The sequence below is a fragment of the Lentzea sp. NPDC042327 genome (assembly GCF_040647275.1).
Lineage (GTDB): Bacteria > Actinomycetota > Actinomycetes > Mycobacteriales > Pseudonocardiaceae > Lentzea.
On record NZ_JBEZBX010000017.1, the window covers coordinates 131,270 to 144,874 of the forward strand.

General features: G+C 71.3%; 11 protein-coding genes. 2 read left to right on the plus strand and 9 right to left on the minus strand.

The annotated features are described in order from the left end of the window. Positions 1 to 7: 7 nt before the first annotated feature. Positions 8 to 304 carry a hypothetical protein gene (locus AB0A63_RS33950; protein WP_360398510.1) on the minus strand — a complete coding sequence of 99 codons (297 nt, stop codon included), beginning with the start codon at positions 302 to 304 and terminating at the stop codon, positions 8 to 10. 252 nt (positions 305 to 556) lie between these two features. Here AB0A63_RS33950 and AB0A63_RS33955 point away from each other — a divergent pair, with 252 nt between their 5' ends. Beyond that, positions 557 to 1,357, plus strand: coding sequence for a serine protease (locus AB0A63_RS33955; protein ID WP_360398512.1), 801 nt, complete (start codon positions 557 to 559; stop codon positions 1,355 to 1,357). A 54-nt stretch (positions 1,358 to 1,411) separates the two neighbouring features. Here AB0A63_RS33955 and AB0A63_RS33960 read toward each other — a convergent pair whose 3' ends face one another. From AB0A63_RS33960 to AB0A63_RS33995, 8 genes are all read right to left on the minus strand, one after another. Next, a complete protein-coding gene (locus AB0A63_RS33960; protein WP_360398514.1) occupies positions 1,412 to 2,212 on the minus strand; it encodes an alpha/beta hydrolase in 801 nt (266 codons plus the stop codon). A gap of 107 nt (positions 2,213 to 2,319) precedes the next feature. Next, positions 2,320 to 2,775, minus strand: a complete 456-nt coding sequence (locus AB0A63_RS33965; protein ID WP_360398516.1) for a MarR family transcriptional regulator — start codon at positions 2,773 to 2,775, stop codon at positions 2,320 to 2,322. A 45-nt stretch (positions 2,776 to 2,820) separates the two neighbouring features. Continuing rightward, entirely contained in the window at positions 2,821 to 3,447 is a 627-nt protein-coding gene (locus AB0A63_RS33970) for a nucleotidyltransferase family protein (protein WP_360398518.1), read from the minus strand. A 4-nt stretch (positions 3,448 to 3,451) separates the two neighbouring features. Beyond that, positions 3,452 to 3,961, minus strand: coding sequence for a regulatory protein RecX (locus tag AB0A63_RS33975; RefSeq protein ID WP_360398520.1), 510 nt, complete (start codon positions 3,959 to 3,961; stop codon positions 3,452 to 3,454). Between the two features lie 8 nt (positions 3,962 to 3,969). Beyond that, positions 3,970 to 5,016 (minus strand): recombinase RecA, encoded by a 1,047-nt coding sequence (gene recA / locus AB0A63_RS33980; RefSeq protein WP_360398522.1) that lies wholly within the window; start codon positions 5,014 to 5,016, stop codon positions 3,970 to 3,972. Between the two features lie 147 nt (positions 5,017 to 5,163). After that, positions 5,164 to 5,358 (minus strand): DUF3046 domain-containing protein, encoded by a 195-nt coding sequence (locus AB0A63_RS33985; protein WP_360398524.1) that lies wholly within the window; start codon positions 5,356 to 5,358, stop codon positions 5,164 to 5,166. Between the two features lie 9 nt (positions 5,359 to 5,367). After that, positions 5,368 to 6,618 (minus strand): MFS transporter, encoded by a 1,251-nt coding sequence (locus AB0A63_RS33990; protein ID WP_360398526.1) that lies wholly within the window; start codon positions 6,616 to 6,618, stop codon positions 5,368 to 5,370. Between the two features lie 49 nt (positions 6,619 to 6,667). Next, a complete protein-coding gene (locus AB0A63_RS33995; RefSeq protein ID WP_360398528.1) occupies positions 6,668 to 8,530 on the minus strand; it encodes an Hsp70 family protein in 1,863 nt (620 codons plus the stop codon). Between the two features lie 109 nt (positions 8,531 to 8,639). Here AB0A63_RS33995 and AB0A63_RS34000 point away from each other — a divergent pair, with 109 nt between their 5' ends. Continuing rightward, positions 8,640 to 13,202: an ATP-dependent helicase gene (locus tag AB0A63_RS34000; protein ID WP_360398530.1), complete on the plus strand. Its 4,563-nt coding sequence runs from the start codon at positions 8,640 to 8,642 to the stop codon at positions 13,200 to 13,202. The last annotated feature ends 403 nt before the right edge of the window (positions 13,203 to 13,605 follow it).

Sequence of the window (13,605 nt, forward strand, 5' to 3'; positions counted from 1 at the left end):
GAACGGTTTACGCCTGGCCGACGAACGCCGCCTTGTCGGAGCCGAAGCTCGGTTCGAACACGAGCTGCATCTCGCCCGGCTGCGTGCCGGCGGTGTCGAACACCCGTTCCGCCTTCTGCCCGTTGAACTGCGCGTCGTTGCCGAGCACCAGTCCGACGAACGCGGCGATGGCGGTGACGTTGTTGAAGATGATGACCGGCGGGCCGACGACACCGGCTGTTCCGAGGAACATCGCGGTCCACGCGAGCGCACCGAACCGGGCCGGCTTCGGCGGGACGTGGACGGACTGCGTCGGGTAGGTCATCACGTGCTCTCTGGGCGGTTGCGAAGTGTGATCACCAAGTCGATTGGTCTGCTTCGCCCGTTACCCGCCACATTCCACGGCAGGCCGACCACGACACCGGCCGTGAACAGCACGAACAGCGCGAAGATCCACCTACGGACACCGCCCGATCGAGTTAACGCGGGCGCGGCACCCGACTTCCGAAGGTAGCGGCGCGGATACGATCCGTACACGCTGGCCCGGTTGGATGCCATTTCCCGAAAGGACCCTGCAATGGCACGACGACTCCTCGGAACCCTGCTCGCGGCGATCGCCGCGCTCGGCGTGACGACGGCACCCGCTCAGGCCGCTGTCGACTTCACCGGCATCGTGGCGCTCAACAACTGCTCCGGCTCACTGGTCCGGCTGCCGTCCTCGACGGCGGCGGACAAGGCGCTCGTGCTCACGAACGGGCACTGCGTCAAGCTGATGAAGGCCGGCGAGGTGATCGTCAACCAGACCGTGTCCCGCAGCTTCAGCCTGCTCGGCGGGTCCGGCTCGAAGATCGCGACCCTCACCGGCACCAAGCTCGTCTACGCGACGATGACGGGCACGGACGCCGCGCTCTACCAGCTCAACACGACCTACGGGCAGATCCAGCAGCAGTACGGCAGCCGTGCACTGGAACTGTCGGCCTCGCACCCCGTTGCCCAGACGGACATCCGTGTCGTCTCCGGCTACTGGAAGCGGATCTACTCCTGCCAGATCGACGGGTTCGTGCACCAGCTCAGGGAGGACGCCTGGACCTGGCGCGACTCCATCCGCTACACGTCCGCGTGCAACACGATCGGCGGAACCTCGGGCTCGCCGATCATCGACAACACCAGCGGCAAGGTCGTCGGCGTCAACAACACCGGCAACGAGAGCGGTGGCCGCTGCACGATGAACAACCCGTGCGAGGTGGACGTCGCCGGCCAGGTGACCGTCCGGCGCGGCATCAACTACGGCCAGCAGACGTTCGGCTTCGTCTCCTGCTTCGGTCCCGGAACGACGCTCGACCTGTCGTTGCCGGACTGCGCGGTCGCGAAGCCGTAGGCACGGCGGAAGCCGGGACGCCCCTTGCCGCGTCCCGGCTTCCTGGTCCGCGCACTACCGCGCCGCGCGGACGATCATGTCGGCGACGGCCTCCGGGTGCGACACCGCGACCGAGTGCGAGGCGTCGCGGACCTCGACGACGGCCTTGGCGTGGGCGCGCTCGGCCATCCACCGCTGCGCTGCGACCGGGATGTTCTTGTCCTTGCCCGCGTTCACGAAGTACGACGGGATCGCGTGCCACGCGGGCTCACCGGCGCCCTCCGACAGCGCGGAGTCGTTGACCGGCCGCTGCGTCGCCGCGGCCAGCGTCGCCTCACGGCGCGGGACGTCGGCGGCGAACTGCTGCCAGTACTCGTCCTGCTGGATCGCGAGGTCCTTGGTGCCGTCACCGAGGTCGATGACCTGCAACGTGTCGCCGAGCGTGCTGCCGGGGAACTTGTTCGACAGCTCCAGCGCGCTCTCGCCCTTCTCCGGCGCGAACGCGGCGACGTAGACCAGCGACTTCACGTTCTGGTTGCCCAGCGCGGCCTGCGACCCGACCATGCCGCCGTAGGAGTGGCCGGCCAGCACGACGGGACCCTCGATCGAGGCGAGGACCCTGCGAAGGTAGTTGGCGTCGTAAGTCAGGCCGCGCAGCGGGTTCGCCACCGCGATGACCGGGAATCCCTTGCGCTGCAGGCGTTCCACGACCCCGTTCCAGCTGGAGGCGTCCGCGAACGCGCCGTGCACCAGCACGATGGTCGGCTTCTTGGCGCCGGGCTTCTCGGTCTTCTCCGCGGCACCGGCACCCGACGGAATGGCGGCGGCCAGGGCCAACAGGGTCCCCAGAACGGCGAAAACCTTGCGAACTCGCATTGCTCTCTCACTCTCGTCCGGCACCGGGTGATGGTGCATCGTGCTCGATTAAGTCGTGCACGATGTAAGCTACCGGACGAGTTACCTCGTACGCGATGTAATTCAGCTCACTGGCGTTCGGCGCCGTGCTTAACCCGGTGCAGGGCCTTGCGCAGGACCTCGATCTCCTGGGCGTCCATGCCGAGCGCCTGGCTCAGCCGGGTGGTGATCTCCGCACCGATCCACCTGAGCTCACGGCCCTTGTCGGTGAGCTGGACCAGCACCGAACGCTCGTCATCGGGGTGCGTGACGCGCACCAGCAGCCCGCTCTTCTCCAGCCGTTTGATCAACGGCGACAGGGTGCTGTACTCCAGGTCGAGCTCCTGGACGAGCTCCCTGATCGGCCGCGAGTCCCGCTCCCACAGCAGCAGCATCACCAGGAACTGCGGGTAGGTGATGCCGGCCTTGTCCAGGATCGGCCGGTAGAACCCGGTGACCGCCCGCGACGTCGTGTAGAGGTCGAAGCACAGCAGTTCGGAGACCGTGGGGGTCACAGCGGGCGACGCCTCGGGAGTGGTGCTCACGTGGTTCAGGCTACTCGTGACGAACCGGACGAGCGGCAAGATCGGTCACCGGCCGTCGATCACCGGTTCGGGCCACGGGAGCACAGTCAGCTCCGGCCACTGAGCACGCCACCGCCGGGTCTTCTCCTCGTAGACACCGCGAGGAGCGAGCACCGGGTTCGGGCGGACTACGAGGGTGAACACGTCGGCCAGCCCGTGTGGCGCGTAGACCCGCCACCGGTCGCCTTCGAGCCTGATGCCCACGCAACAGGTCGTGGCGGCGAACGAGTCGATGGCCGCCTCGGTTGAAGTGTGGGGCGCGCAGGGCACCCCGAACCGATCCTCGTACCAGAGGTGCACACGAGCCTCGTTGCGGATCTCGACGTCCACCGGCAGGTCGCCGAAAACCCGCGCGCCGACCTCGATGACCTCGTTCTCGGCGGCCCAGCCGAGGTCGGAGTCGTCGAAGTAGAACAGGTCGTAGTCCTTGATGCCCTCGCCCGACGGGCGACCGGTGACGACGTTCCACACCGTCTGGACCACGCAGCCCGCCGTGAGGTACCAACCCGGCAGGCCCAGTCCCGCGGCCCGGGTCAGGACCTCGACCAGCAGCTCGTTGCGCGCGAGGACCGCACGCAACGCCATGACCTGGTCGTCCACCGGTAGCCGGGCGAGCGCGGCCCCGTGCTGCACGGGCCTACGACCAGGGCTCGTCCAGCGCCGAGGCCTCGTCCCCGGTGGCACGCAGCTCGTCGCGCACCACCCGGTACGCGAGGCCTTCCGCGTATCCCTTGCGCGCCAACGCCCCCACGAGACGGCGTATCTTCGCCGTCTCGTCCACACCGGACATGGTGCGCAGCCGTTTGCGAACCAGCTCGCGGGCCTTCTCCTCCTCGGCCTCACCGTCGACGGCGGCGACGGCCTCGGCCACCACCTCGTCGGCGACGCCCTTGCGGCGCAGCTCCATGGTGAGGGCGCGGCGGCCGAGACCGTTGTAGTTGTGCCGCGACTGCACCCACATCTCCGCGAACTGCGCGTCGTCGATCAGGCCGGCGCGGTCGAACTTGCCGAGGACGACCTCGGCCACGCCTTCGCTGATCCCCTTGCGCAGCAACGCGTCGTGCAGCTCGCGCCGGGACCGGGCACGAGCGGTGAGCAGCGCGTAGCAGATGTCGCGCGCCTTGCGCTGCTCCTCAGCCTCGTCCAACGCGGAACTCAGAACTCGACGGGAGCCGCGGGTGCCGACTCGTCGGCGTCGAGCGTGGCGCCGATGCCGAGCTTGTCCTTGATCCGCTTCTCGATCTCGTTCGCGATGTCCGGGTTCTCCAGCAGGAACTTGCGGGCGTTCTCCTTGCCCTGGCCGAGCTGGTCGCCCTCGTAGGTGTACCAGGCACCGGACTTGCGCAGGATGCCCTGGTCGACGCCCATGTCGATGAGCGAGCCCTCACGGCTGACGCCCTTGCCGTAGAGGATGTCGAACTCGGCCTGCTTGAACGGCGGCGCGACCTTGTTCTTCACGACCTTGACCCTGGTGCGGTTGCCGACGGGCTCGCCGCCGTCCTTCAGGGTCTCGATGCGGCGGACGTCCAGGCGCACGGAGGCGTAGAACTTCAGCGCCTTACCACCGGTCGTGGTCTCCGGGGAGCCGAACATCACGCCGATCTTCTCGCGCAGCTGGTTGATGAAGATCGCGGTCGTGTTGGACGCGCTGAGCGCACCGGTGATCTTGCGCAGCGCCTGGCTCATCAGGCGGGCCTGCAGACCGACGTGGTTGTCGCCCATCTCGCCCTCGATCTCGGCGCGCGGCACGAGGGCGGCGACCGAGTCGATGACCAGGATGTCGAGCGCACCGGAGCGGACCAGCATGTCCGCGATCTCCAGGGCCTGCTCACCGGTGTCGGGCTGGGAGACCAGCAGCGCGTCGGTGTCGACGCCCAGCTTCTTCGCGTACTCCGGGTCGAGCGCGTGCTCGGCGTCGATGAACGCCGCGATGCCACCGGCCTTCTGGGCGTTCGCCACGGCGTGCAGCGCCACGGTCGTCTTACCGGAGGACTCCGGACCGTAGATCTCGACGACACGACCCCTCGGCAGACCACCGATGCCGAGCGCCACGTCCAGCGCGATCGCACCGGTCGGGATCACCTCGATCGGGGCGCGGCCCTCTTCGCCGAGGCGCATCACGGAGCCCTTGCCGAACTGCTTGTCGATCTGCGCCAGGGCCAGCTCGAGCGCCTTGTCCCGGTCGGGTGCTGCGGGTGCCATCTTGGGTCCACCTTTTGTCGTCTGCCGTTGCTTCGTCATGTTGGACCTGACGCTACTGGCGGGGTCTGACAATTTTGCGAAGCCGGGGGTCGGGGCCACTGTAGCCGAACACGTGTTCGAGCACACGTGACACTCCGGCCCGCGAGGTCAGCGGCGGTTTTCGGGGATTTCGAACGCCTCGCACACGGCGACCCAGACCGCTTTCGCGTCGATCCCGGCCTCCAGCGCCTGGTCGGCGGTGCGGCCGCCGAGCGACGACAGCACGTGGTCGCGGGCGATCATCTCCCCCCTGACCTCGCCGAACTCCCCCGACATCAGCTTGCGGAACATGGTGAGGCGCACGCACAGACCCTAACGGGCGGTCCTGCGCAGCGACGCGAAGAGGCAGACGACGAGCAGCGGCAGCGCGGTGAACCCCACGATCAGCCCGAGCGCGGCGTACGACCACGCCGTCACGACGACACCGGCCACCGCGCCACCCACGGCGCCGCCGACGTTCATCATCAGATCGGACAGCCCCTGCGCCGCGGGGCGCTCGTCCACACTCACGGACTCCGTGAGCAGCGCGGACCCCGACACCAGCCCCGCTGACCAGCCGAACCCGAGCACCACCAGGCCCGCGGCGAGCTGCGGGGCGTCGTGCGAGGGCGCCATGCCCGCGATCGCGGCGGCCGCCACGACCAGCGACGCCCCGACGGCGAGCACCGGCACCCGGCCCAGCCGGTCCGCCAGCCACCCGAACAACGGGCTCGCCGCGTACATCGCGGCCACGTGCAGGCTGATCACGATGCCGACCACGCGCAACGACGACCCGGCGTGGTTCATGTGGACCGGTGTCATCGACATCAGCCCGACCATCGCCGTGTGGCACAACATCACCCCAACGAGTGCAAGCCGTGCCATCGGCCCGAGCGATCCCCAGATCCGCACCCCACCGGGCGCCCCGCCGCCGGAGCAGTGCGCCGGTTGCACCGGCCGGGTGCTCCTGACCACCACCAACGGGTCGGGGCGCAGGCCGAGCTGGATGCCCAGCACCGCGATCCCGAGCACCAGCGCGGAGAGGACGAACGGCCCGACGCCCACCGGCAGCCCGATCGCGGCCGTCACCCGACCGGCTGGATCCGCGAGGTTCGGCCCGACGATCGCGCCGATCATGGCCGCCCACACCACGCGCGACAGCTCACGCGCACGGCGTTGTGGGTGCGCGAGATCCGTTGCGGCATAACGAGCCGCGAGGTTCGCACTCGACGCACCGCCGAACAGGAGGAGTCCCACTAACAACATGGGCCACCATCCGAGGGCCACGGCGACAGCGGCGACCAACGCACCGATAGCGCCCATGCCGTAGCCGAGGGTCAACGCCGGGCGGCGCCCGCGCCGTTGTGCGAGACGGGCGCCGGGCAGGGCGAGCAGTGCGGCTCCGGCGACGGCCGCGGTCTGCGCGAGCCCGCCGACGGCGTCGGACCCGGACAGCGACGCGGCGATCAGCGTGCTGATCGCGAGGCCGATCGTCATCGCGGCCGACCCCATGATCTGGGTGCCGGTCAGGACCCGAACGACCTTGCGCTGCACGCGTTCGACCTGCGGCGCGACGGTCACCATGATCGCGATCGTGGCACGCCGGGGCACCCCGCCGACAGGGCCGTTGCGGTTACTCCCCCGGTTGGACGGACTTCTCGAAGAAGTCGGCGACCTCGTCGGGCTTGAGCTCGTCGGCGTTCTCCTCGGCGTGCTTGGTGAGGATGCCGAACATGGGGCGGCCCTTGGCCGTGAAGACCAGCACGCCGGTGCCGCTCGAGGTGGCCGCCCGGTAGGTGCCCTCCAGGCCGTTGCCGGTCCAGTCGGCCTCGACCCGGTCGGTCTGGAACGACCTCACGACGGCGTCGGCGTTGTTCTCGGCGCCGGTGACGCTGTCGGTGAGGATGTACTGGACCTCGTAGCCGTCGCGGACCGCGCAGCTCACGACCGTGCCCTTGATCTCGTCCATGCCGGTGATCTGAGCGGAGTCGGCCTTCTCGCAGCCGCCGCCGTCAGGCACGGTGCCGGCGAGCTGGCGCAGGCAGCGGGTGAAGCCCTGGCCGTCCTGGGTGACGTCGTCCTTGCACTCGTCGGCGCTGGGCAGGTCGGGGCCGGACAGCGCGAAGACGGCGCCGATGACGCCGGCGACCAGCACGACCGCGCCGCCGATGCCGAGCAGGACCTTCTTGTTGTCCTTCTTCTGCACCTGCTGGGGGACGGGGAAGTTCATCGGGTAGCTGCCGCTGACCGACGGGTTCACCGGGTAGGGGCCGGTGACCGGGTAGCTGCCGCTGGCGGAGTAGGCGCCGCTGGTGCTCGGGTTGACCGGGTGCGAACCGCTCGCGGTGGGGCTGACCGGGTACGAGCCGCTGGTGGTGGGGCCGACCGGGTGCGGAGCGCTCACGGCCGGGCTGACCGGCGTGGTCACGACCGTGGGCGGCTCGTCGTACCGGGGCTTGTCGTCCTCGGCCTTCAGGGTGATCGTCGCGCGGTCCACGGCGAGGGCACCGGACGCGACGATGGTCTCGGGGTGGTCGGGGTTGGTCGGGACGATGCCGACCTTCTCCGCGATGGTCTGCGCGACCAGCGGCATCCGGCAGGAGCCGCCGACGAGGTAGACGTGCTCGGGCGTGACGCCGGCCCTGCGGACGGTGGAGATGAGCAGCTCGGTGCTGCGGATCAGGCTGGGCCGGATCAGCGCCTCCAGCTCGCCGCGCGTGACGACGACCTTCTCGAACGGCTCCGGCATCATCACCTCGACCTGGGGCAGCTCGGAGAGGTCCTCCTTCGCGAGCCGCAGCTCCTCGCGCAGGCCGAGGCGGGCGCGGTGGTCGTCGGTGGTGACCGGGCGCAGCAGCCGCTGCCAGCCGGCCGGGTCCTTGTGCGAGACGGTGCGGCCGATGTGCTCCAGCAGCGCCTCGTCCACGTCCAGGCCACCGACGTCGCTGAGGCTGCCGTCGGCGAGGATGCGGTGCTCCGCGTCGAGCACGGAAACGTCGAACGTGTCGGCGCCGAAGTCGTAGACCGCGAGCGGGCGGCCACCGCCGAGCGAGGCCACCGCGATGGCCTCGGGGACGGGCACGAGCTCACCGGTCATGCCCGCGAGCCGTGCGGCGGACAGGAGCTTGTTGCGCCTGGTCGGGCCCCATTCGGCCGGGTGGGTCAGGCGGATCTCGTCGAGCTGCCCGCCCTGCAGCAGCGGGGTCACCGCCTCCATCACGCGCGCGTAGACGGCCGCGAGCGCGTCGTTGAGCGGGAGCTGTGTGCCGGCGAGCTTGATCGTGGGCTTGTCGATGTGGCGCTTGGGCGTGGCCTCGTAGCGCGACGGGTCCTGCCGGGACCGGCGTTCGGCCTCCCTGCCGACGAGCAGGGTGCCGTCCTCGTCGAGGTAGACCGACGAGGGCATGGTCGGCCCCCCGTCCACATCCACGACACCGTGGTCGGACAGCACCGCAACCGTGTTGGCGGTGCCCAGGTCGACGGACAGGACGCGCACCGGTCTCCCCTCACAGACGTTCGGGGGTGATCGTGCCACAGGGGGCTCCGGCGGGTGCTCGGACCTGCGCAATCAGAAATTGTCAGACCCCGGCGTCATGATGGTCTCCATGGACGTGACGAAGGCATTCTCACCGGCGACCAGGCAGTGGTTCGCCGGGGCCTTCGCGGCGCCCACCCAGGCGCAGACGGGTGCGTGGGCGGCCGCCGCGGCGGGCGAGCACGCGCTGGTCATCGCCCCGACGGGCTCGGGCAAGACGCTGGCCGCGTTCCTGTGGGCGCTGGACCGGCTGGCGTCGGCCGCGGTCCCGGAGGAGCCGCGGCGGCGGTGCCGGGTGCTGTACGTGTCGCCGCTGAAGGCGCTGGCCGTGGACGTGGAGCGGAACCTGCGGGCGCCGCTGACGGGCATCCGGCAGGCAGCGCAGCGGCTGGGGCTGGCGGAACCGTCGATCACAGTGGGCATGCGCACGGGTGACACGTCGCCCGAGGAGCGGCGGGCGTTCGGGCGGACCCCGCCGGACGTGCTGGTGACGACGCCGGAGTCGTTGTTCCTGCTGCTCACGTCCTCGGCGCGGGAGTCGCTGCGCGGGGTGGAGACGGTGATCGTCGACGAGGTGCACGCGGTGGCGGGCACCAAGCGCGGCGCGCACCTGGCGTTGTCACTCGAACGGCTGGACTCGCTGCTGGAACGGCCGGCGCAGCGGATCGGGCTGTCGGCCACGGTGCGGCCGGTCGAGGAGATCAGCACGTTCCTCGCCGGTGGGCGGCCGGTGTCGGTGGTGCAGCCGAAGACCCCGAAGACCATCCAGGTCGAGGTGGAGGTGCCGGTCGAGGACATGTCGGTGCTCGGCCAGCCGACGGGTGAGGTGTCGGGGTCGGCGGCCGGTGCCGAGCAGCGCACGTCGATCTGGCCGTCGGTCGAGGCGCGGATCCTGGAGCTGGTGCGGGCGCACCGGTCGACGATCGTGTTCGCGAACTCGCGCCGGCTCGCGGAGCGACTCACGGCGCGGCTGAACGAGCTCGACGAGGAGGCTGCCGCGGCCGCGGAGGGCACCGGGCCGGAGTCGTTCCCGGCGGAGGCGATCGGGCAGTCGGGGCTGACGGTGCAGAAGTCCGCGTCGGTGGCCCGTGCGCACCACGGGTCGATGTCGCGGGAGCAGCGCACCGCCGTGGAGGAGGACCTGAAGTCGGGGCGGCTGCCGTGCGTGGTGGCCACGTCGTCGCTGGAGCTCGGCATCGACATGGGCGCGGTCGACCTGGTGGTGCAGGTGGAGGCGCCGCCGTCGGTCGCGTCGGGGCTGCAGCGCGTCGGCCGCGCGGGTCACCAGGTGGGCGCGGTGTCGCGGGGCGTGATGTTCCCGAAGTTCCGCGGCGACCTGGTGTCGTGCGCGGTGGTGGCCGAGCGGATGCAGAGCGGTGCGATCGAGGCGGTGCGGTTCCCGCGCAACCCGTTGGACGTGCTGGCGCAGCACATCGTCGCGATGGTGGCCATGGAGGCGTGGCCGGTCGACGAGCTGACGGCGCTGGTGCGGCGGGCGGCACCGTTCGCGGGACTGCCGGACTCGGCGTTGCACGCGGTGCTGGACATGCTGTCGGGCCGGTACCCGTCGGAGGAGTTCGGCGAGCTGCGGCCGCGGATCACGTGGGACCGGGTGAACTCCGAACTGCGCGGCCGTCCTGGTTCGCAGCGGCTGGCGGTCACCTCCGGCGGCACGATCCCCGACCGCGGGCTGTTCGCGGTGATGACGCCGCCGTCGGAGAACGGTCCCGGGTCGCGGGTCGGTGAGCTCGACGAGGAGATGGTCTACGAGTCGCGGGTGGGCGACACGTTCCTGCTGGGCACGTCGTCGTGGCGGGTCGAGGACATCACGCACGACCGGGTGATCGTGGTGCCCGCTCCCGGCCAGCCGGCGCGGATGCCGTTCTGGAAGGGCGACGCGCCGGGCCGGCCGCTGGAACTGGGCCGTGCCATGGGGAAGTTCCTGCGCGAGGTGTCCACGATGGAGGACGCGGCGGCGCGTGCCCGTGCGGCCTCGGCGGGGCTGGACGAGTGGGCGACGGACAACCTGCTGGCGTACCTGGGTGAGCAGCGGGAGGCCACGCGGCACGTGCCGAACGACCGGACCGTGCTGGTGGAGCGGTTCCGCGACGAGCTGGGCGACTGGCGGCTCGTGGTGCACTCGCCGTTCGGCGCGCAGGTGAACGCGCCGTGGGCCCTCGCGATCGCGGCACGGTTGCGGGAGCTGCGCGGGGTCGAGGCGCAGACGGCGCACTCGGACGACGGCATCGTCCTGCGGCTGCCCGACGCGCTGGACGCCGACGGGCAGGAGGTCACCGCGAGCGCGGAGGACGTGCTGCTGGACCCGGACGAGGTCGAGCAGATCGTGGTCGCCGAGGTCGGTGGCTCGGCGTTGTTCGCGGCCCGGTTCCGCGAATGCGCGGCCCGGTCGCTGTTGCTGCCCCGTCGCGACCCGCGCCGGCGCACGCCGTTGTGGCAGCAGCGGCAGCGTTCGGCGCAGCTGTTGTCGGTGGCCTCGAAGTACGAGCGTTTTCCCGTTGTGCTGGAAGCGATGCGCGAGTGCCTGCAGGACGTCTACGACGTGCCGGGCCTGCGTGAGCTGATGTCGGACGTGCGCGCGCGGCGGGTGCGCGTGGTCGAGGTGGAGACGCCGTCGCCGTCGCCGTTCGCCCGCAGCCTGCTCTTCGGGTACGTCGGCATGTTCCTCTACGAGCTCGACGCGCCGCTCGCCGAACGCCGCGCGGCCGCGTTGTCGCTCGACTCGACGCTGCTGGCCGAGCTGCTGGGCTCCGAGGCGATCCGCGAGCTGCTCGACCCCGAGGTGGTCGCAGAGGTCGAGCAGAGCCTGCAGCGCCTGTCCGCGGACCGCCGTCCCCGGCACGCGGAGGACACTGCGGACCTGTTGCGGTTCCTGGGAGACCTCTCCGACGCGGAGGCGGCGGAGCGCGGTGTGCCGCGGGAGTGGCTGGACGAGCTGGTGGCGGAGCGCCGTGCGATCCGCGTCCGCATCGCCGGTGAGGAACGCACGATCGCCATCGAGGACGCGGGCCGGGTGCGCGACGCGTTGGGCGTGGCACTGCCCGTCGGCGTCCCGGAGGCCTTCACCGAACCGGTCGCCGATCCGCTCGGCGACCTGCTGAACCGCTACGCCCGCACCCACGGCCCGTTCGCCGCCACCGAGCCCGCGGCCCGTTTCGGCCTGGGTGTGGCCGTCGTGACGGGTGTGCTGGAACGCATGGCCGCCACCGGCCGCCTGGTCCGCGGTGAGCTGCGCCCCGGCGGCACCCACACCGAGTACTGCGACGCCGACGTGCTGCGCCGCCTGCGCCGCGGCTCCCTCGCCCGCCTGCGCTCCGAGGTCGAACCGGTCGAACCCGCAGCGCTCGGCCGTTTCCTGCCCGCGTGGCACGGTCTCGGCCGCCGCCTGCGCTCCGCCCCGACCGCCGACGACGTGTTCTCCGTCGTCGAACAGCTCGCCGGCGCCCCATTGCCCGCGAGTGCGCTGGAGTCGTTGCTGCTGCCGTCGCGCCTGCCCGGCTACTACCCGGCCCTGCTCGACGAGCTGACCGCGTCCGGCGAGGTCACCTGGACCGGGTGCGGTTCCCTGTCCGGTGGCGACGGCTGGATCGCGCTGGCCCCCACCGACGTGGCCGACCTGCTGCTGCCCGACCTGGTGCCGGAGTCGATCCCCGAGTCCCCGCTGCACACCGCGGTGCTGGAGTCCCTGTCCGGCGGCGCGCTCTTCTTCCGCCAGGTCGTCGACCGCACCTCGCTGTCCGTGCAGTGCACCGACGCCGAGGTCGTCGGCACCCTCTGGGACCTGGTCTGGGCGGGCCTGGCCACGAACGACACCCTGGCCCCGCTGCGCGCCCTGGTCTCCGGCGGCGGCGCCGCCCACAAGTCCCGCCGCGCCACCCCGCGCGGCCGCTACGCCCGCCTGCGCGCCGCCCGCCCCGACCTGCCCTCCCGCACCGGCCCGCCATCAGCGGCCGGCCGCTGGTCCCTCGCCGTCGCCCCGGCCGCCGACCCGACCCGCCGCGCCGCCGCCCGCGCCGAGTCGTTCCTCGAACGCCACGGCGTCCTCACCCGCGGCGCCCTCGACACCGAACGCGTGACCGGCGGCTTCAGCTCCGTCTACCGCGTCCTGCGCGCCATGGAGGAGTCCGGTCAGGTCATCCGCGGCTACGTCGTGGAAGGCCTGGGCGCCGCCCAGTTCGCCGCCCGCGGCGCCGTCGACCGCCTCCGCACCCTCTCCCGCTCCCCGGGCCAACCCGCACAGGCGGACCAGCCCGCCGTGGTCCTGGCCGCAGCCGACCCGGCCCAGCCCTACGGCGCCGCCCTCACCTGGCCCACCCCACTCGGCGAAGGCAAACACCGCCCCGCCCGCAAAGCCGGTGCCCTGGCCGTCCTGGTCGACGGCACCCCGGCCCTCTACGTGGAACGCGGCGGCAAGTCCCTGCTCTCCTTCACCGACGACGACCAAACCCTCCGCACCGCCGCAACCGCCCTGAGCCGCGCAGTCCGCGACGGCTGGCTGGGCCAACTGGCCGTCCAACGCGCCGACGGCGAATCCGCCCTCACCTCCCACCTGGCCACCGTCCTGCAAGAGGCTGGCTTCCGCGCCACCCCGAAGGGCCTCCGCCTCCGCGCCTGACCTCACCCCAGAGCCGGATTGGCGTAGGCAGCATGGGTGGCGCGCGGCTGTGGCCGGGCGCGAGTTGGCCGGGGCGCGGATTGGCCCGGCCGCGGCGTGGCGAGGGTCCAGGTTGGCGGGACGCGGGTTGGCAGGGGTGCGGGTTGGCAGGGGCGCAGGCCGGCCGGGCGCAGGTCGTCCGGAGTGCGGCGTGACAGAAAGGTGCGGGTTAGCGGAGCGCGGCGCGAGCAGGCACGCACGGCTTGGCGCGGCACCACTTGGCCGAGTGCGATTGGTCAGGTGCAGCCAGCAAACTTCCGCTGGTGCCCGATCACCCGGTCCGGCTCAACAAGCCTGCTGATGCCGACCCGAGCAGCGTTGGCTGACTCGATGGGCGCGCTTCACCCAGCACGATCTCCAATCC